We start from the raw sequence: 18,862 nt of genomic DNA on the forward strand, positions 1-18,862 counted from the left end.
GTTGACGCCCGGCCGGACGGCGACCTAGTGTGTTGTATACAGAATACAGCGGGACGTCGGAATGCGCCAGAGCGCCGACACGGCGGCCCGTGACTCAGAGAGGAGCCTCCGTGTCCGGACCCCGCGCCGACCAGCCGCTCCGCCGCGTGCGCCTGGATGCGCTCGCGTTCGGCGGCGACTACAACCCCGACCAGTGGTCGGAGGAGACCTGGCACGAGGACATCCGCCTGATGCGCGAAGCGGGCGTGAACATGGTGAGCCTCCCGATCTTCAGCTGGCCGCAGCTCGAGCCCGAGCCCGGCGTGTACGACTGGGCGTGGCTCGACCGCATCATCGACCTGCTGTGGGACGCGGGCATCGCGATCGACCTCGCCACCGCGACCGCCACCCCGCCCTCGTGGCTGCTGCGTGCCCACCCGGAGATGGCGCCGTGGGACGCCGACGGACACCGCCTCGAGTTCGGGTCCCGCCAGACCTACTGCCCCTCGTCGCCCATCTGGCGCGAGAACGTCGCCCGCATGGCCCGCGCCATGGCCGAACGCTACGGCGAGCACCCCGGCCTGGCGATGTGGCACATCTCCAACGAATACGGCGACCACACCTCGCGGTGCTGGTGCCCCGAGTCGGCCCGCCACTTCCGGCGCTGGCTGCAGGAGCGCTACGGAGACCTCGACGGCCTCAACGAGGCGTGGGGCGTGAACGTGTGGGGCCAGCGCTACACGTCGTGGGAGCACATCGAGACCCCCAAGCGCGCGCCGGGACCGGTGAACCCCACCAAGCTGCTCGACTTCGAACGGTTCTCCTCCGGCGCGCTGCTGGAGCTGTTCCAGATCGAGATCGACGTGCTGCGCGAGGTCACCCCCGAAATCGCCGTGACCACGAACTTCATGAGCATGTTCCGCGACCTCGACTACTGGGACTTCGCCGCGGTGGAAGACGTCGTGACCGACGACGCCTACCCCGACCCCGCCGACCCCACCTCGCACGTGGGTGCGGCCCTCAACTACGGCCTCATGCGGGCGCTCAAGGACGGGCAGCCGTGGCTGCTGCTGGAGTCGTCGGCGAGCGCCACCAGCTGGCGCGACGTGAACGTGCCCAAGGCCCCCGGCAAGATCCGCGTGGAGAGCCTGCAGGCCGTGGCCCACGGCTCCGACGCCGTGATGTTCTTCCAGTGGCGGCAGGCCAAGTATGGCCAGGAGAAGTTCCACTCCTCGATGCTCGGCCACCGCGGCGAGAGATCGCGCAGCTTCCGCGAGACCAAGGCCCTCGGCCTCGAACTGCAGAAGCTGGAGGCCGTGCGCGGCACCCGGGTGCGCTCCCGCGTCGGCCTCGTCGTCGACTGGGACTCCTGGTGGGGATCGAGCGCCGCGGAGTCGCTCCCCTCGCAGCGGCTGCAGTGGGCGCAGCAGGCCCGCGCCTGGCACCGGGCCCTGTACGCCCTCGGCCAGCCCGTCGACGCGGTGCGTGCCGCCGGTCCGTTCGACCGCTACGACGTGGTCGTGGTGCCGAACCTGTACATCGCGGAACAGGAGCACGCCGACGCGCTCGCGGCCTTCGTGGAGCGCGGCGGCCACCTCGTCGTCGGGCCGTTCTCCGGGGTGGTCGACGCGACCGAGAAGGTGCACGACGGCGGTGCGCCCGGCCCACTGCGGACGCTGCTCGGCATCGAGGTGGACGAGCAGTGGCCGCTCGCGGACGGTGAGACGGAGCAGATCGCCTACGCGGGCGAGACCCTGACCGTCCCGAGCTGGAGCGAGTGGATCGAGGCCGACGACGACGTGCAGGTCCGGGGCACGTACGCGAGCGGAGAGCTCGCGGGGCTCCCCGCCGTGACCCGTCGCCCGGTCGGCCGCGGCTCCGCCTGGTACGTCAGCGCCATGATCGACCACGACGGCATGCTGCCGCTGTTCCGTGACGTGCTGCGCACCGCGGGTCTTCCGGCGCGCGACCACGTCGACCTCGACGTGGAGGTCGTCACCCGCGCGGACGACACCACCGACTACACCTTCTACCTCAACCACGGACGCGCGCCCGTCGCCGTCGAGCTGCCCGGCCCCGGGGTCGACCTGCTCACCGGCGCCCGGCACAGCGACCGGCTCGACCTCGACCGCTACGGCGTCGCCGTGCTCGCCTCGCCCCGCGCCGACACCATCCCGACCGCCACCCCCATCCCCGTGAAGGAGGACGCATGACCGCCCCGTTCGTGCATCCGTACATCCCCAACACCGCACCCGAGTCGCGCGCCGCGATGCTCGCGGCCGTCGGCGCCGAGACCGTCGACGAGTTCTACGCCGACGTGCCGGAGGCGCTGCGGCTCGGCCGCCCGCTCGACCTGCCGGCGCCGTTCGCCGCCGAGCAGGATCTCGCGCGGCACGTCCGGGGGCTCCTGGCGAAGAACCGCTCCACGCAGGAGCGCCTGAGCTTCCTCGGCGCGGGCACCTACAACCACTACGTGCCCGCGGTCGTGGACGAGGTGATCGGCCGCAGCGAGTTCCTGACCGCCTACGCCGGAGAGCCGTACGAGGACCACGGCCGCTTCCAGGCGCTGTTCCAGTTCCAGTCGCTCATGGCGGAGCTGCTGGAGATGGACGTCGTGAACGTGCCGACCTACGACGGCTACCAGGCCACCGCGACCGGGCTCGCCATGGCCGGACGCCTCACGGGACGCCCGCGCGTGCTGGTCGCCAGCGACGTGCTGCCCGCGAAGACCTCGAAGGTGCACGACTACATCCGGGCGCACCTGACCCTCGACCACCTCCCCACCGTGAACGGCACCGCCGACGTGGCCGCCGTCCGCGCGGCCCTCGGCGACGACGTGGCCGCGGTCTGGGTCGAGACTCCCAGTGCCACGGGCGCGGTCGAGGCCGCGCTCCGCGAGATCGCCGACGCCGCGCACGCTGCGGGCGCCGTGCTCGTGGTGGGCACCGACCCCATCGGCTACGGCGTGCTCGCGCCGCCCGCGCTCGCCGGAGCCGACATCGTCACGGGCGACATCCAGTCGCTCGGCCTGCACCAGTGGTTCGGCGGAGCCCACGGCGGCTTCATCGCGGTGCACGACGACCCCCGGTTCGTGATGGAGATGCCGTCGCGCCTGTTCGGTCTCGCCACCACCGACGTGCCCGGAGAGTACGGGTTCGGCGACGTCGCCTACGACCGCACCTCGTTCGCGCACCGCGAGGAGGGGAAGGAGTGGGTCGGCACGGCCGCCGCGCTCTGGGGCATCGCCGCCGGGGTGTACCTGTCGCTGATGGGACCCGCCGGGATGGCCGAGCTGGGGGAGGTACTGCTCGCCCGCACCCGCTACGCGCAGCAGTCTCTGGCCGCGCTGCCCGGGGTCACGCTCGACGACGACGCCGTGCACCTGCGTGAGTTCACCGTCACGCTGCCCGTGCCGGCCGCCGAGGTCGTGTCCGCCCTCCGTGCCCAGGGCATCGAGCCCGGCGTGGTCGTGGACGAGCACCGCCTTCTCGTCTGCGTGACCGAGCTCACGTCCCAGTCCGACATCGACCGTCTCGCGTCCGCGCTCGCCGCGGTCGTCGCCCCCGAGCTCGCAGAGGAGCAGAACCGATGAGCCTCCCCGTCGCCCCCAAGCCGGCACTCCGCCGCTTCCAGCAGGCCCGATGGGACGAGCCGATCGTCTTCGAGCTCTCCACCCCGGGCGAGCGCGGCGTGCTCGTCTCGGCCGTGGAGCCCGAGGTGCGCAGCGCCGTGGGCGACGTGGTCGCCGACCTGCCGCCCGCCCTGCGCCGCCCCGCCGCTCCCGCGCTGCCCGAGATGGGGCAGATGCGCGTGCTCAAGCACTACCTGCGCCTGTCGCAGGAGAACCTCGGCGCCGACTTCAACGTCGACATCGGTCAGGGCACCTGCACCATGAAGTACGCGCCCAAGATCAACGACCAGCTCGCCGGCACCCCGCAGCTGACCGCGATGCACCCGCACCAGGACCCGGCCGACGCGCAGGGCGTGCTGGAGATCGTGTGGCGGCTGGAGCGGATGCTCGCCGAGATCTCCGGCATGGACGAGGTCTCGCTGCACACGCAGGGCGGCTCCGCGGCGATCTGGTCGAACATCGCGATGATCCGCGCCTACCACGAGGCGAACGGCGAGGCGGAGCAGCGCCGGGAGGTCATCACCACGATCTTCAGCCACCCCTCGAACGCGGCAGCCGCGAAGGCTGCGGGCTACGAGGTCATCACGGTGTATCCCGACGCCGACGGCTACCCGTCGCTCGACGCGCTCAAGGCGGCGCTGTCCCCGCGCACGGCGGCCATCATGGTCACGAACCCCGAGGACACGGGCATCTACAACCCCGCGATCCGCGAGTGGGTCGACGCCGCGCACGCCGTGGGCGCCCTCGCCTCGTACGACCAGGCGAACGCGAACGGCATCCTCGGCATCACCCGGGCTCGCGACGCCGGGTTCGACGTGTGCCACTTCAACCTGCACAAGACGTTCGGCACCCCGCACGGCTGCGGCGGCCCCGGCTCGGGCGCCAACGCCGTGAGCGCGGCCCTCGCCCCGTTCCTCCCGGGCCCCCGCGTGGTGCGCGAGGACGACGGGACGTTCGCGGTCGCCGAGGCGGGCGAGCGGTCCATCGGCGCGGTCGGGCCCTTCTTCGGCGTGATCCCCGCGCTCGTGAAGGCCTACTCGTGGATCATGGCGCTCGGCGCGGACGGGCTGCTCGCCGCCGCCGAGACCGCGGTGCTCAACAACAACTACCTGATGGCGAAGGTGCTCGCGATCCCCGGGGCCTCGGCGCCGTACGCGACCGGCCGCCGCCGCATCGAGCAGGTGCGGTACTCGTGGGAGGAGCTCTACCGGGAGACCGGTGTGTCGTCCGAGGAGATCGGCGTGCGCATGACCGACTTCGGCATGCACTACTGGACGAGCCACCACCCCTACGTGGTGCCGCAGCCGTTCACGCTCGAGCCCACCGAGTCGTACTCCATGAGCGAGCTCGACGAGTACGCCGCGACGCTGGCCGAGGTCGCGCGCGAGGCCAGGGAGAACCCCGAGGTCGTGCGCACCGCCCCGCACAACCAGACCGTGCACCACACGCACCACGACGACCTCGACGACCCGGAGCGCTGGGCCGTCACGTGGCGCGCGTACCGCCGCAAGTACTTCGCCGCGGAGGCCGCCGCGTCGTGATCGGTCTCGTCGTCAACCCCGTCGCCGGCGTCGGCGGACCCGCGGGTCTCGCGGGCTCCGACGGCCCGGAGGTGCAGCGCCTCGCCGTCGAGCGCGGAGCGCGCTCGCGTGTGCAGGAGCGCGCGGCCTCGGCGTTGACGACCCTGGCCGCGCGGCACCCGGGGCTCGAGGTGGCCACGGCCGCAGGAGTCCTGGGTGCCGACGCGGTGCGCGCCGCCGGGCTCCGGCCCCGCGTGCTCTCCACCCCCGCGGAGGCCGTCCGGACCGAGGCCGCCGACACGTCCCGGGCGGTCGCGGCCCTCGCGGCGGACGGGGTCGAGCTGATCCTCGTCGTCGGGGGTGACGGCACACTGCGCGATGCGGTCGCGGGGCTCGACCTCGCGGCGGCGCTCACAACTCCGGAGAAACCCGACGGTCGCGCGACCGTGGCTCCCGCTCCCGGCCGGACCTCGACCGAACTCCGCAGTCGCGCGGGCACCCCGGCCGTGCTCGGGGTGCCCGCGGGCGTGAAGATGTACTCGCCCGTGTTCGCGGTGAGCCCGCGCGCGGCCGGAGCCCTCGCGGCCGACTGGATCGACCACGGCGGGCTCCCGACGGCGGAGCGCGAGGTGCTCGACATCGACGAGGCCGCGATGCGCCGGGCCAGGGTCGAGCCGACGCTGTACGGACTCGTGCGGGTGCCCGTGCACGCCGGTCGCACGCAGGCGCGCAAGGCCCCGACCCCCGCGACCGAGGCCGCCGCCGTCGAGGCCGCAGCCCGCGGCGCGGTCGCCCGGATGCAGCCCGGCGTGCGCTACCTGCTCGGCCCCGGCGGCACCACGGCCGAGATCGCGCGGCAGCTCGGCCTCGACGGCACGCCCCTCGGGGTCGACGTCGTGCTCGACGGGCGGCTCCTCGTCCGCGGCGCGAGCGAACGGCAGCTGCGGGACGAACTCGCGCTCGGCGCCGCGCAGGCCGTGGTGACCGTGATCGGCGGACAGGGGTTCCTGCTCGGCCGGGGCAACCAGCAGCTCTCCGCGGCCGTGCTCCGTGCGCTCGGCGACGACCCCCTGCTGGTCGTCGCGCCCGAGCAGAAGCTCGTCGACCTGCACGGCCGGCCCCTGCTCGTCGACACGGGCGATCCCGTGCTGGACGCCCGGCTCGCCGGGCACATCCGCGTCGTCACCGGCGTCGGCACGAGCAGTCTCTACCCTGTGACCGCACCCGAACTCTCCCCCGTCTGACCCCCGAAAGGACCCCCATGCGACTCCAGAACAAGAAGGCCATCGTCACCGGCGGCGCGGGCGGCATCGGCCGTGCCACCTGCCTCGCGCTCGCGGCGGAGGGTGCCGCCGTCGCCGTGGTCGACCTGAACGCCGAGGCGGCCGAGGCCGTGGCCGCCGAGATCCGCGATGCCGGTGGCACGGCGGTCGCGGTCGCCGCCGACGTGTCCCGCGAGCCCGACATCGAGCGGGTCGTCGCGACCGCCGTGCAGGAGTTCGGCGGGGTCGACGTGGTGTTCAACAACGCCGGCATCATCCGCCGCCAGACCGCGGTCGAGATCGAGGTCGACGAGTGGGACCTCGTGTTCGGCGTGAACGTGCGCGCCATCTTCCTCATGTGCAAGCACGTCGTGCCGATCATGGAGGCCGCGGGCGGCGGCTCGATCGTCAACACCGGTTCGGGCTGGGGTCTGAAGGGCGGCGGCCGCGCCCTGTCGTACTGCGCGTCCAAGGGCGCCGTGGTGAACATGACCCGTGCGCTCGCGATCGACCACGGGCCTGCCGGCATCCGCGTGAACTCGGTCAACCCGGGCGACGTGAACACGGGCATGCTGCGGGATGAGGCGCGCCAGCTCGCGCAGGACGCAGACTCCTTCCTGGCCGAGGCCGCCGACCGCCCGCTGCGCCGCATGGGCGAGCCAGAGGAGGTCGCGCAGGCCGTGGTGTGGCTCGCGAGCGACGACTCCTCCTACGTCACGGGCGCAGCCCTCGTGGTCGACGGCGGCGGCATCGCCTAGGCGCTCAGGCGGCCTTCAGCTGCACCAGCTGGATGAGGTTGCCGCAGGTGTCGTCGAGGACCGCGACCCAGGCGGTGCCGATGTCGGTCGGGGGCTGGGTGAACACGACGCCGTGTCGGGTCAGCCGCTCGTGCTCCGCCGCGAGGTCGTCCACGGCGAACTGCGCGAGCGGGATGCCGTCGTCCACGAGGGCGTCCCGGTAGGGCTTCACGGCGGGGTGGCCGGAGGGCTCGAGCAGCAGCTCGGGCCCGTCCGGGACCTCGGGTGAGGTGACCGTGAGCCACGCGGCGTCGCCGAGCGGGATGTCGTGCTTCTTCGTGAAGCCGAGCACGTTCGTGTAGAACGCGAGGGCCGCGCGCTGGTCGTCGACGAAGATGCTGGTCAGTTCGATTCTCATGGGGTGCTCCGTTTCTGCGGCCACCGCTCGGCGATGCGGGCGAGGGGCTCGGGGTGGAAGTAGTGGAACTTGGAACGACCGCGCCGTGCGGTGGAGACGAGCCCGGCGGACTCGAGGACGGCGAGGTGCTGCGAGACGGCCTGACGCGTCGACGTCACGCCGTGTCGCATCGCCAGGGTGGTGCAGATCTCGAAGAGGGTCTGTCCGTCGCGCGCCGAGAGTTCGTCGAGGATGCGACGCCTCGTCTCGTCGTCGAGGGCGTGGAACAGATCGCTCATGCCGTCATAATAGGCAAGCCCTCACTTGCATATCAAGAGGTGGATCCTCACGGCCGACCTCACGGAGGTGGACGCCCAGGACACTCGCGTAAAATCGGCACAATGACCGATGCCCCCGACGCCACCCCCGACCTGGGCCCCGGCATCGACCCCGACGACCTCGCCACGACGCTGCGGGTGCTCCGCGAGCTGCACACGATCGACAACGAGCACCCCGACTTCATCGCCGTGCGCCAGGCGACCGCCGCGATGTTCAAAGACGTCAAGCGCGTGCGCCGCAAGCAGATCCGCGATGCGATCGCCGAGGCCGACAAGGCCGTGGTCGCCCGCACCGCCACGGGCGCGCCCGACCGCATCGACGACGAGACCCGCGGCAACGACCTGGCGTCGAGCGTGGTCGACGCCCCGATCGCGGGGGAGCTGCTCAAGCCGCGCAACTGCTACATCTGCAAGCAGCCGTACACGCTGGTCGACGCGTTCTACCACCAGCTGTGCCCGGATTGTGCGCGCTTCAGCCACGGCAAGCGCAACGCCCGCACCGACCTCACCGGCAAGCGCGCCCTGCTCACGGGCGGTCGCGCCAAGATCGGCATGCACATCGCGCTGCGGCTGCTGCGCGACGGGGCGCACACGACCATCACGACCCGGTTCCCGCGCGATGCCGTGCGCCGCTTCTCGGCCCTGCCCGACGCGAGCGACTGGCTGCACCGCCTGCGCGTGGTCGGCATCGACCTGCGCGACCCCGCCCAGGTGATCGGGCTCGCCGACTCGGTCGCCGCTCAGGGCCCGCTCGACATCCTCATCAACAACGCCGCGCAGACCGTGCGCCGCTCACCGGGCGCGTACTCGCTGCTCGCCGACGCGGAGCTGCAGCCCCTGCCCGACGGGCCGCTGCCGGAGATGGAGACCTTCGGCCACACCGCCGATCCGCATCCGCAGGCGCTGCAGGCATCGGTGGATGCGCACCCGCTGCTGTCGGTCGCGGCGCTCGGCGGCACGGTCGCGGAGCAGGGCGGGCAGGCGCTCACGGCCGAAGACCTCGCCCGGCTCGCGATGGCCCCCGGCTCGTCGTCGCTGGAGAAGCATGCGGACGGCACGGCGATCGACGCGGGCGGGCTCGTGCCCGACGTGAACCGCGTCAACAGCTGGGTGCAGTCGGTCGACCAGGTGGATCCGCTGGAGATGCTGGAGGTGCAGCTCGCCAACACGACGGCGCCGTTCCTGCTGATCAGCCGTCTGCGCGCTTCGATGGCCGCGTCGTCCGCGCACCGGAAGTACGTGGTGAACGTGTCGGCGATGGAGGGGCAGTTCTCCCGCCGCTACAAGGGACCGGGCCATCCGCACACGAACATGGCGAAGGCCGCGCTGAACATGCTCACCCGCACCAGCGCGGGGGAGATGCTCGAGAAGGACGGCATCCTCATGACCGCCGTCGACACCGGCTGGATCACCGACGAGCGTCCGCATTACACGAAGGTCCGGCTGGCCGAAGAGGGCTTCCACGCGCCGCTCGACCTGGTCGACGGCGCCGCCCGCGTGTACGACCCGATCGTGCGCGGCGAGGCGGGCGAGGACATCCACGGCGTCTTCCTGAAGGACTACGAGCCCAGCCCCTGGTGACCCTCCGGACGGCTCAGGCCCAGATGTCGGAGAGGGCGACGGGGGCGCTCGAGACCGGGCCGTACCCGGTGACGCTGGCGACCGCGCGGAGCTGCGTGTACGCGCCGATCACGGACCGCGGGAGCGTGCTGGCGTAGTAGCCCGACGAGTTCGTCGACTGTCCCGTGTAGATCGTTTCCCAGCCGGAGGCTCCGTCGCCCTGGAAGTCGAACGTCTGCGTCAGATCGGCGGTGCCGGGGCGGGAGAGGGTGACCGTGCCCCAGGCGTAGTTCGCGTCGAGGGCGAAGGCGCTGAGCGTCAGCTCCGGGGTGCCGAGCGAGGCGGCTGCGGCGGGAGCAGCGGCAGAGAACGCGATGACCGGTGCGATCCACGCCGCGTGGACGATCGTGCGGCGGGAGAGAGCACCGCGTTCGCGCGGCTTTTCGGGCATCATGGCGAAACACTATCGCGCAGACGCGGTGCAGCGAGACCGCCGCGGCCCGGCGGTCAGCGCGGGTACGGGAGGGGGAACCACACCGTCACGACGAGGCCGCCCTCCGCGCGCGGCGTCAGCACCAGGGTGCCGCCGTGCGTCTCGGTGATGCGCTGCACGATCGCCAGCCCGAGCCCCGCACCGGCGTGGTCGTCGCGCGTGCGCTCGGACCCGCGCTGGAACGGCTCCACCAGCGTCGCGATCCGGTGCTCCGACAGGCGCTCGCCCGTGTTCTCCACGACGAGCGCGACGGCCTGCGGCATCATGTGCGTGCGCACGGCCACCGCCCCGCCGCTGGGCAGGTTGTGCACGATCGCGTTGAGCACCAGGTTCGTGACGAGCTGGGGCAGCAGGGCGGACGACCCGAGCATCGGCGCGGCGGCCCCACCCACCTCGACCGCGACCCCGCGGCGGTCGGCCAGGGGCAGCAGCGCCTCCACCGCCTCCTCGGCCAGCAGCGACAGGTCGACCAGCTGCCGCGGGAACGTGCGCTGCTCCGCACGGCTGAGCAGCAGCAGCGCCTCGGTCAGCGCGATCGCGCGCGTGTTCACCTCGCGCAGGCGGGCGATCAGCTCCTCCGCGTCGCGGTCGGGGTCGTCGCGGGCGACCTCGAGCAGCGTCTGCGAGATCGCGAGGGGCGTGCGCAGTTCGTGCGAGGCGTTCGCCGCGAACCGCTGCTGCTCGGCCACGTGCGCCTCGAGCTGCTCGAGCATGCCGTCGAACACGTCGGCGAGGTCGCGGAACTCGTCGCGCGGCCCCTCCAGGCGCACCCGATGCGACAGCGACCCCTGGGCGGCGAGGCGGGCGGCGTCGCTGATGCGTTCGAGGGGCGCCAGCATGCGTCCGGCGAGCAGCCAGCCGCCGCCGAGCCCGATCGCGAGCAGGGCGACCATGACCGCGATCGCCACCGGCACGAACGCGCGGATGAGGTCGGAGCGATTGGGCACGCGGATGTCGGCGATGATCTGCACGTCGGGGATGTACCGCAGCAGGTACAGCGCGACGGCCGCGAGCAGCAGCACCCCGGACACCACGACGATCCCGGCGTAGCTGAGGGTCAGCTTCAGCCGGGCGCTCATCCCCCGGCGCCTAGGCATCAGCGTCTGCCTCGATCCGGTACCCCACGCCGGGAACGGTGCGGATGATGCCCGGCTCGCCCAGACGCTTGCGCAGCGACGACACCGTGATGCGCACGGCGTTCGTGAACGGGTCCGCGTTCTCGTCCCACGCGCGCTCCAGCAGCTCCTCGGCGCTGACCACGCCGCCCTGTGCGTCGACGAGCACCTCGAGCACCGCGAACTGCTTGCGGGTGAGGGCCACGTACCGGTCGTCGCGGTACACCTCGCGGCGGAACGGGTCGAGCCGGAGACCAGCGACCTCGAGCACGGGCGGCCGGGAGCGCTGGCGGCGGCGGTCGAGGGCCCGCAGGCGCAGCACCAGCTCCCGCAGCTCGAACGGCTTGGTGAGGTAGTCGTCCGCGCCGATCTCGAACCCGGTGGCCTTGTCGTCGAGCCGGTCGGCGGCGGTGAGCATGAGGATCGGGATGCCGCTGTCGGACGCGACGATCCACCGCGCGATGTCGTCGCCGGAGGGGCCGGGCACGTCGCGGTCGAGCACGGCGATGTCGTACGAGTTGATGCTCAACAGTTCCAGAGCGGTGTCGCCGTCGCCCGCGATGTCGGCCGCGATGGCCTCCAGGCGCAGCCCGTCGCGGACGGCCTCGGCGAGGTAGGGCTCGTCCTCGACGATCAGCACACGCATGGCTGTGATCCTACGCACCGCGGTATATCGCGAACGTATGCAAAAGCGCATACGCCTTCGCAACCGCGCGCTTCCTTCACTGGAACCATGAACACCCGCACGAACCCCCGACCACCGCGGTCGCGTCGCCGTCGTCTCGGTGCGGCGCTGCTGGCGCTGGCCCTCGTCGTCCTCGGCGCGCTCGCGGTGCAGCAGTCGCTGGCCGCCGCCTCCGCCGACGCCGGACGGACCGTCCCGTCTCCGGCGCCGACCCCGTTCCCCGATCTGTCTTCCGGCGGCGCGGGGACCGACCACGGCGATGCGGACGGCACGATCGCCGACGGTGACCAGCCGACCGTGTTCGACGTGGAGCGGCCGAGCGTCGGCAACCTCGACCCCGATCTGCTCGCCGCCCTGCAGCGGGCCGCGAGCGATGCCGAGGTCGACGGCGTCGGGTTCCGCGTGAACAGCGGCTGGCGTTCCGCCGAGCTGCAGGAGCGGATGCTGCAGGACGCGATCGCCGAGTACGGCTCGGAGGCGGAGGCGCGCCGCTGGGTCGCCACGCCGCAGACCTCCGCGCACGTGTCCGGTGACGCGGTCGACCTGGGACCGCTGCCCGCACTCGACTGGCTGGCGCAGCGCGGCTGGCGCTACGGCCTGTGCCAGACCTATGCGAACGAGTCCTGGCACTACGAGCTGCGCCCCGACGCTGCGGCGGACGGCTGCCCGCAGATGTATGCCGATCCCACCGAAGACCCGAGGATGCGCTCGTGACCCGGGTGACGGCCCGGGGCGTGCGCGACTCCGCCGTCGCCCCTGCTTCCGCGCCCGCGTCGGTCGGGCCGGCGTCGGTCGGGCCGGCGTCGGTCGCGCCCGCGTCTGTCGCGTCCGCGTCTGTCGCGTCCGCGTCTGTCGCATCCGCGCCGGCCGTTCCTGCGCCCGCCCATCCCGCGCCCGTCCGCCCTGCGCCTGCCCGGCCCAGGCGCGATGCCGCGCCCGTCTCCGTCCCCTCCGGTGTCCGTTCCACGCCGCCGTCCCGCCTCTCGCGCCCGCGGTTGTGTACGCTCCCGGAGGCCGTGGCGCAGAACGTGTCGCGCGTGCGGCAGTCGACGTCCGCGCAGATCATGGCCGTGGTCAAGGCCGACGGCTACGGGCACGGGGCGGTCGCGGTCGCCGAGGCTGCCGTCGCCGCGGGTGCGACGTGGCTCGGGGTGACCGACGTCGCCGAGGGCCGTGCGCTGCGAGCGGCCGGCCTGGCCGTCCCGATCCTGTCGTGGCTGAACCCGGGCGGGATCGACGCGGTCGCGGCCGCGCTCGACCGGATCGACGTGGCGGTGGGCTCCGTCGACGAGCTGCGGGCGCTGATCGCGGACGCGGTCGCCCCGGTGCGGGTGCACCTGCACCTCGACACCGGGATGGCGCGAGGGGGCTGCCCGCTCGCCGACTGGCCGGAGCTGCTGCGGCTGGCCAGGGCGGCGCGCGGCCGCGTCGAGGTGGTCGGGGTGATGGGGCATCTGCCGCGCGCGGATGAGGCCGATCCGGCCGCCAACGCCGCGGCGGTGCTGCGGATGCGGCACGGCCGCGACGCGGTGCTCCGCGCCGGCTTCGGTCCGGTGCTCGTGCACCTCGCCGCGACCTCCGGCGCGCTGACCGATCCGGCGACGCACTTCGACCTGGTGCGCGTGGGGGCCGGGCTCGTCGGCATCGATCCATCGCTCACCACCGTGCTGACCGGCGCGGCGCGGTTCACCGCCGCGGTGGTGCACAGCGCGTTCGTGCCGGCGGGCACCGCGGTCGGGTACGGCGGCGCGCACGTGACGGATCGGGCGACCCACCTCGCGGTCGTGGGCGTCGGATACGCCGACGGCATCCCGCGCGAGCTCGCGCCCGGTGCTGGCGTGGAGCTCGACGGCGGCAGGCACCCCGTCGTCGGGCGGGTGTCGATGGACCAGATCGTGATCGACACGGGAGCGACCGCGGTGCCCCGCGGGGCCGTCGCGACCGTGTTCGGACCGGAGGGCGGCGCGGTGCCGTCGGTGCAGGACTGGGCGAGGTGGGCGGGCACCATCCCGCACACCATCGTCACCGGCATCGGCCCGCGCGTGGAGAGGGGGATCGCATGACGACCAGGGTGCTGGTGATCGGCGGGGGGCAGAACTCCGAGCACGACGTGTCGCTGGCGTCGGCGGCCGCGGTCGCCGCAGCGCTGCGACTCGGCGACCACGAGGTGGTGTGCGCGACCATCGGCTGCGACGGCGTGTGGCGGTCCGACGCGCTGCCCACGGCCGGGAGCGCGGCGGAGTCGCTGCAGCAGGCGCTCGGGCTCCTGGCCACGGTCGACGTCGTGTTCCCCGCCGTGCACGGGGTGCTCGGGGAGGACGGTGCGCTCGCGGCCCTGTGCGCACTCGCCGGGGTGCGCGTGGTCGGCTCCGGGCTGCGGGCGGGCGCGATCGGCATGGACAAGTGGACCACGAAGCTCGTGGCCCAGGCGGTCGGCATCGGCACCGCGCGGGGGCGACTGGTGGGGGCGGCCGACATCGGCGACGCGGAGTTCGACGAGCCCGTGGTGGTGAAACCTGTCTCGGCCGGGTCGAGTCACGGTGTGAGCCTGGTGTCGGCGGAGGGCGAGCTGCTGGGGGCGCTGCGGGAGGCCGCGCGCTTCGACCGGCGGATCCTCGTCGAGGAGGTCGTGCGCGGCCGGGAGGTGGACGTGGCCGTGATCCGCGAGAGAGGCGGCGTGCGGTGGGCGGCCCCGCCCCTGGAGATCCACGCGCCAGGACTGTTCGACACCGCGACCAAGTACGACGGCTCGGCCCGCTTCACGGTTCCCGCGCAGCTGGATGCCGCGCAGACGAGCGCCCTGCAGCGGGCGGCGGTGGCCGTGTTCGACGCCCTCGGCTGCGACGGGGTGGCCCGCATGGACTTCTTCCTCACGGAGCGGGGGCCCGTGCTGAACGAGGTCAACACCATGCCGGGCATGACCGCGGCGTCACAGGTGCCGCGCATGTTCGCCGCCGCGGGCGTGCCCTACGTCGATCTCGTGACGCGACTGGTGCGGGCTGCGTCGTGAAGGGGGTCGACAGGGGTCCTGCGACGGCGGATCCTGGGAACATGACGGCGTTCACGGTGCAGGATGCGTTCAGCGGTTTCAGTGTCGACGACCTCGACGCGGCGCAACGGTTCTACGGCGAGACCCTCGGGCTCGAGGTCGCCCGGAATGCAATGGGCTTCCTCGAGCTGCGGCTCGCCAGCGGCGGCAGCATCCTCGTGTACGACAAACCGAACCACGAGCCGGCGAGCTTCACGATCCTGAACTTCCCGGTGGCGGATGTGGATGCCGCGGTCGACGAGCTGCGCGCCAAGGGGGTCGAGACGAAGATCTACCCCGACGACGTGTTCCCCTCGGACGACCGCGGGATCGTGCGCGGCGACGGACGCGGGCCCGACATCGCGTGGTTCCGCGACCCGGCGGGCAACGTGCTCGCGGTGATGCAGGCCTGACGCCCGTCGGTCCCGCGCCGGCTCAGAGCCGGTCGACCGCGGTCACGGTGACGACCGCCTCGCCGGCCTCGTCTGAGGCGGCGAGGTCGATCGTGGCGCTGATGCCCCAGTCGTGGTCGCCCGCGGGGTCGTCGAGGATCTGCCGCGCGGTCCAGGCCGTCGGGCCCTCGGTGAGCAGCAGCAGCCGGGAGCTGCGGGCGTCGGCACCGGTCAGGATCTCGTCGTGCTCGGCGAAGTAGCCGTCGAGCGCGTCCGACCAGGCGTCGGCGCCGAAGCCGGGGTCGAGCTCGGCGAGCGCCGCCACGTCCTCCCGCGCGGCCAGCTGCACGCGACGGAACAGCTCGTTGCGCACCAGGATGCGGAACGCCCGGGTGTTGGCGGTGAGGCGCTTCGGGGCGGGCGGCACGATCGGCTCGTCCGGCGCGTGCGGGTCGAAGCGGCCGTTGTCGGTGCCCGTCGCGAGCTCGGTCCACTCGTCGAGCAGGCTGGAGTCGATCTGGCGCACGAGCTCGCCCAGCCACGCGATGAGGTCGCGGAGGTCCTCGTCCTTGCGCTCCTCGGGGATCGTCTGCGATGCCGCGCGGTAGGCGTCGGACAGGTAGCGCAGCACCACGCCCTCCGACCGGGCGATCTTGTAGAACGCGACGTATTCCCCGAACGACATGGCCCGCTCGTACATGTCGCGCACGACCGACTTGGGGCGGAGGGAGAAGTCGCGGATCCACGGCTGCGCGGCGCTGAACGTCTCGAACGCGGCGTCCAACAGCTCGTCGAGCGGGCGCGGGTAGGTGATCTGCTCCAGCAGCTCCATCCGCTCGTCGTACTCGATCCCCTCCGCCTTCATCGCCGCGACCGCCTCGCCGCGGGCAAGGAACTCCTGCTGGCTGAGCACGGCGCGCGGGTCGTCGAGCGTCGACTCCACGATCGAGATCATGTCGAGCGCGTACGAGCCCGTGCCGGTCCCCGCGGACGGGTCGGGGTCGAGCAGGTCGAACGCGGCGAGGGCGAACGGCGACAGCGGCTGGTTGAGGGCGAAGTTCGGCGGCAGGTCGACCGTGAGGCGGATGTCGCCGTCGGCAGTGCGCTGCACGACTCCCGACTCCCGCAGCGTGCGGAAGATGCCGATCGCCCGGAGCGCCAGCTCCCGCTGTCGGACGCGGGTCTCGTGGTTGTCGTAGACCAGGCGGCGCATGTGGGCGAACACGTCGCCGCCGCGCGCGATCACGTTGAGCATCATGGCGCTGGTGATCTGCATGTGCGAGGTCAGCGTCTCGGGTGTCGCGTCGATGAGCTTGCGGAACGACGGCTCGCCCCACGACACGAACCCGTCGGGTGCCTTCTTGCGGATGATCTTCCGCTTCTTCTTCGGGTCGTCTCCGGCCTTGCGGATCGCGGCGAGGTTCTCGGTCTCGTGCTCCGGGGCCTGGGCCACGACGGTGCCCGCGGTGTCGAAACCCGCCCGCCCTGCCCGCCCGGCGATCTGGTGGAACTCGCGCGCGTTGAGCTGCCGCATTCGCGTGCCGTCGAACTTCGTCAGCGCCGTCAGCAGCACCGTGCGGATGGGCACGTTGATGCCGACCCCCAGCGTGTCGGTGCCGCAGATCACCCGCAATAGTCCGCGCTGGGCGAGTTGCTCGACCAGGCGGCGGTACTTCGGGAGCATGCCCGCGTGATGCACGCCGATCCCGGCGCGCAGGAACCGCGACAGCGTCTTGCCGAACGCCGTGGTGAAGCGGAACTCGGCGATCAGGGCCGCGATCTCGTCGCGCTGCTCGCGCGACGCGACCTTCGTGCTCGACAGCGCCTGGGCGCGCTCCATGGCCGCCGACTGCGAGAAGTGCACGATGTAGACCGGCGCCTGCCCGGTGGCGAGCAGGTCGTCGATCGTCTCGTGGATGGGCGTCGTCTCGTAGAAGAAGTGCAGCGGCACCGGGCGCTCGACACCCGTGACCGTCGAGGTCTCCCTGCCCGTGCGCCGGGTCAGGTCGGCAGCGAGCGCGGTCACGTCGCCGAGGGTCGCCGACATGAGCACGAACTGCGCCTGCGGCAGCTCCAGCAACGGCACCTGCCACGCCCACCCGCGCTCCGGGTCGGCGTAGAAATGGAACTCATCCATCACGACCAGCCCCACGTCGGCGTCGCTGCCGTGCCGCAGGGCGAGGTTGGCGAGGATCTCGGCGGTGCAGCAGATGATCGGAGCGTCCGCGTTGACCGAGGAGTCACCCGTGATCATGCCGACGTTCTCGGCGCCGAAGACGTCGACCAGGGCGAAGAACTTCTCGCTCACGAGCGCCTTGATCGGCGCCGTGTAGAAGCTCCGACGGTCGCCGACGAGCGCGGCGAAGTGCGCCCCCACCGCAACCAGCGACTTGCCGGTTCCGGTGGGCGTCGAGAGGATCAGGTTGTTCCCCGAGACGATCTCGATGAGCGCCTCGTCCTGGGCGGGGTAGAGCCGGATGCCCGTCGACTCCACCCACTCCACGAACGTCAGGTACACGGCGTCCGGATCGGCCGCGTCGGGAACGGTGGCGGGCTCGAGCCGCGGCGGGGAAGTCATGGTCCCTCGATCATCGCATCTGCATCAGACTCCCGTTCCCGTCACGCCCAGTGCGGTCAGCAGCTCGTAGGCCGTGGACCGCGCGTGCACGATGACCGCGCCGAGCTGCGATTCCGCGGCCGACACCGACAGCAGCAGCTGCCCGTACGGTGCGAGGATGAAGCTCAGCAGCGCCATCTGGCTGTCTTCCACCGACAGCGACACGATCGCGGACAGCGTGGGTTCGGTACCGCCCGAGATGATCTCCGCCTCGGCACGGGCCACGCCGAACAGCGAACCGTTCATGGCCGCGAGGTGCTCGCCCGACTGCGGGTCGAGTCCGATCGACGCGATGTGCAGGCCGTCGGCGGTGCCGAGGACGGCCGAGGTCAGCTCGGGGAAGCGGCTCTTCAGCTGCTCCAGCCGGGTGATGGCGGACTGGTTCACGATGCCCGACCAGAGCGCCCAGTTGCCGGCGATGTCGGGGTGCATGCGTGACGGGTCGTGCGGAGCGGCCTCCGCGTCACCGTGTGGTCTCATCAGTTCTCCTCCGGAAGGTCGAGCGCAGCGCTGGCGACGCGCATCACGCTGTCGCGGTCGCGGGCGTCGGCCGCGAGCACACGCGAGGGTGGCACCGCGTACTGCTGCAGCACGTCGGCGAGAGCCCGACGGATCGAGCCGATCGATCGGTGGTCGCTGTGGCTGACGACGATGATCAGCCGATGCAGCTCGGCGGGGAACAGTCGCAACCACTCCGCCGTGTCGGAGGTCATGGTGGGCTGATCGCCCCGCACCCAGAGCAGGATGCGGGTGCCGGGCAGCGACACGTTCGGTCGTGCTGCGGCGAACCGGCGCTGCCCCGGTACGCCGATGAGCGCGACAGAGACCTCGGGTGTCGGCCGCCACGTGCCGAAGTCGAGCCCGACCGTGGTCGTCGTCTTGTCCTCGCCCTGGGCCGCGGTGGCGCTCATCGGCACGTCGGTGTCGACCGGCGGCACGTCGCTCAGAGCGCGCACCGCGGTGGTCTTGCCGGCGCCGACGAGCCCCGCGAAGATCATGCGATATCGGGTCGGCATGTCTGCTCGTCGCCAACGAGAGCGCCTCAGCGGCTTCTCCGAGGAGTGTGCCCTGCGTGGCCGCGAGCTTCCGAGGCCGCTCCCGACGGCCT

18 protein-coding genes are annotated in these 18,862 nt (G+C 72.3%); 10 read left to right on the forward strand and 8 right to left on the reverse strand.

Annotated elements, in window-relative coordinates; translation table 11 throughout:
- Positions 1–110 precede the first annotated feature (110 nt).
- From KZC56_RS06820 to KZC56_RS06840, 5 genes are read left to right on the forward strand one after another with little or no spacing between them, the layout of a single operon-like run.
- Entirely contained in the window at positions 111–2,192 is a 2,082-nt protein-coding gene (locus KZC56_RS06820; RefSeq protein ID WP_247638182.1) for a beta-galactosidase, read from the forward strand.
- Positions 2,189–3,571 carry an aminomethyl-transferring glycine dehydrogenase subunit GcvPA gene (gcvPA, locus tag KZC56_RS06825; protein WP_247638183.1) on the forward strand — a complete coding sequence of 461 codons (1,383 nt, stop codon included), beginning with the start codon at positions 2,189–2,191 and terminating at the stop codon, positions 3,569–3,571. Before KZC56_RS06820 ends, gcvPA begins: the two co-directional genes overlap by 4 nt.
- Positions 3,568–5,151, forward strand: coding sequence for an aminomethyl-transferring glycine dehydrogenase subunit GcvPB (gene gcvPB / locus KZC56_RS06830; RefSeq protein WP_247638184.1), 1,584 nt, complete (start codon positions 3,568–3,570; stop codon positions 5,149–5,151). The genes gcvPA and gcvPB overlap by 4 nt, the downstream gene beginning before the upstream one ends.
- Positions 5,148–6,374 carry an ATP-NAD kinase family protein gene (locus KZC56_RS06835; protein ID WP_247638185.1) on the forward strand — a complete coding sequence of 409 codons (1,227 nt, stop codon included), beginning with the start codon at positions 5,148–5,150 and terminating at the stop codon, positions 6,372–6,374. Before gcvPB ends, KZC56_RS06835 begins: the two co-directional genes overlap by 4 nt.
- Positions 6,375–6,391: 17 nt before the next feature.
- On the forward strand, positions 6,392–7,150 hold the full coding sequence (locus tag KZC56_RS06840) for an SDR family NAD(P)-dependent oxidoreductase (protein WP_136033934.1): 759 nt from the start codon (positions 6,392–6,394) through the stop codon (positions 7,148–7,150).
- A gap of 4 nt (positions 7,151–7,154) precedes the next feature.
- Here KZC56_RS06840 and KZC56_RS06845 read toward each other — a convergent pair whose 3' ends face one another.
- Both KZC56_RS06845 and KZC56_RS06850 read right to left on the reverse strand, forming a co-directional pair.
- The gene (locus tag KZC56_RS06845; protein WP_247638186.1) at positions 7,155–7,547 is read right to left on the reverse strand and encodes a VOC family protein; all 393 of its coding nucleotides are present in this window, start codon (positions 7,545–7,547) and stop codon (positions 7,155–7,157) included.
- The gene (locus KZC56_RS06850) at positions 7,544–7,825 is read right to left on the reverse strand and encodes an ArsR/SmtB family transcription factor (protein ID WP_247638187.1); all 282 of its coding nucleotides are present in this window, start codon (positions 7,823–7,825) and stop codon (positions 7,544–7,546) included. Before KZC56_RS06850 ends, KZC56_RS06845 begins: the two co-directional genes overlap by 4 nt.
- A gap of 102 nt (positions 7,826–7,927) precedes the next feature.
- Between KZC56_RS06850 and KZC56_RS06855 the strand changes: the two genes are divergently transcribed.
- Positions 7,928–9,445 (forward strand): SDR family NAD(P)-dependent oxidoreductase, encoded by a 1,518-nt coding sequence (locus KZC56_RS06855; RefSeq protein ID WP_136033936.1) that lies wholly within the window; start codon positions 7,928–7,930, stop codon positions 9,443–9,445.
- A 13-nt stretch (positions 9,446–9,458) separates the two neighbouring features.
- Here KZC56_RS06855 and KZC56_RS06860 read toward each other — a convergent pair whose 3' ends face one another.
- The 3 genes from KZC56_RS06860 to KZC56_RS06870 are packed head-to-tail and all read right to left on the reverse strand — an operon-like array spanning position 9,459 to position 11,678.
- Positions 9,459–9,878: a hypothetical protein gene (locus KZC56_RS06860; protein ID WP_136035237.1), complete on the reverse strand. Its 420-nt coding sequence runs from the start codon at positions 9,876–9,878 to the stop codon at positions 9,459–9,461.
- Between the two features lie 53 nt (positions 9,879–9,931).
- Positions 9,932–10,996 carry a sensor histidine kinase gene (locus KZC56_RS06865; protein WP_136033940.1) on the reverse strand — a complete coding sequence of 355 codons (1,065 nt, stop codon included), beginning with the start codon at positions 10,994–10,996 and terminating at the stop codon, positions 9,932–9,934.
- A gap of 10 nt (positions 10,997–11,006) precedes the next feature.
- Positions 11,007–11,678, reverse strand: coding sequence for a response regulator transcription factor (locus KZC56_RS06870; RefSeq protein ID WP_136035238.1), 672 nt, complete (start codon positions 11,676–11,678; stop codon positions 11,007–11,009).
- Positions 11,679–11,765: 87 nt separating this feature from the next.
- On the opposite strand from KZC56_RS06870, the gene KZC56_RS06875 reads away from it, so the two are divergent.
- From KZC56_RS06875 to KZC56_RS06890, 4 genes are all read left to right on the forward strand, one after another.
- Positions 11,766–12,431 carry a M15 family metallopeptidase gene (locus KZC56_RS06875; RefSeq protein ID WP_136045217.1) on the forward strand — a complete coding sequence of 222 codons (666 nt, stop codon included), beginning with the start codon at positions 11,766–11,768 and terminating at the stop codon, positions 12,429–12,431.
- 302 nt (positions 12,432–12,733) lie between these two features.
- The gene (alr, locus tag KZC56_RS06880) at positions 12,734–13,780 is read left to right on the forward strand and encodes an alanine racemase (protein ID WP_247638188.1); all 1,047 of its coding nucleotides are present in this window, start codon (positions 12,734–12,736) and stop codon (positions 13,778–13,780) included.
- Complete coding sequence (locus KZC56_RS06885; protein ID WP_247638189.1) at positions 13,777–14,727, forward strand: D-alanine--D-alanine ligase family protein; 951 nt, start codon at positions 13,777–13,779, stop codon at positions 14,725–14,727. Before alr ends, KZC56_RS06885 begins: the two co-directional genes overlap by 4 nt.
- 41 nt (positions 14,728–14,768) lie before the next feature.
- Entirely contained in the window at positions 14,769–15,158 is a 390-nt protein-coding gene (locus KZC56_RS06890; RefSeq protein ID WP_136036685.1) for a VOC family protein, read from the forward strand.
- 22 nt (positions 15,159–15,180) lie between these two features.
- Here KZC56_RS06890 and KZC56_RS06895 read toward each other — a convergent pair whose 3' ends face one another.
- The 3 genes from KZC56_RS06895 to KZC56_RS06905 are packed head-to-tail and all read right to left on the reverse strand — an operon-like array spanning position 15,181 to position 18,770.
- Positions 15,181–17,715 carry a DEAD/DEAH box helicase gene (locus KZC56_RS06895; RefSeq protein WP_247638190.1) on the reverse strand — a complete coding sequence of 845 codons (2,535 nt, stop codon included), beginning with the start codon at positions 17,713–17,715 and terminating at the stop codon, positions 15,181–15,183.
- A 24-nt stretch (positions 17,716–17,739) separates the two neighbouring features.
- A complete protein-coding gene (locus KZC56_RS06900) occupies positions 17,740–18,234 on the reverse strand; it encodes a roadblock/LC7 domain-containing protein (RefSeq protein WP_136036683.1) in 495 nt (164 codons plus the stop codon).
- Complete coding sequence (locus KZC56_RS06905; RefSeq protein WP_247638191.1) at positions 18,234–18,770, reverse strand: hypothetical protein; 537 nt, start codon at positions 18,768–18,770, stop codon at positions 18,234–18,236. Before KZC56_RS06905 ends, KZC56_RS06900 begins: the two co-directional genes overlap by 1 nt.
- Positions 18,771–18,862 lie beyond the last annotated feature (92 nt).

The sequence above is a fragment of the Microbacterium sufflavum genome (genome assembly GCF_023091155.1).
GTDB lineage: Bacteria > Actinomycetota > Actinomycetes > Actinomycetales > Microbacteriaceae > Microbacterium > Microbacterium sufflavum.